Below are 325 nucleotides of genomic sequence, written 5' to 3' on the forward strand. Positions count from 1 at the left end.
GTGGAACCTGGCCTACGGATTGCGCCGACAGAGTAGAACATTTGTCCCCAAATGTTTGCGTGCGTGGTGTCCGTTGTCGAGCCACATGACGCGGTCGTTGTTGAGCATTCAGCGAGTCCTGTATGACCCGTTTTGCTAAGCGAAATCAAAAATGATTCGTAGTCGTGCAGAGCCTCCGACAGAGTCGAAACGTTCGTGTGCAAATGATTGCGAGTGTTCGTCGTAGGCCATGTCTCACATGGCGCTTGCATTGGGCGCGTTCGCCGTTTGGAAGGTTGTCGATGTGGCGGATGAACCGGAATGCGACGATCGCCAGGTGGAACCT

The sequence above is a fragment of the Rhodopirellula sp. UBA1907 genome, assembly GCF_002337565.1.
Classification (GTDB): Bacteria; Planctomycetota; Planctomycetia; order Pirellulales; family Pirellulaceae; genus Rhodopirellula; species Rhodopirellula europaea.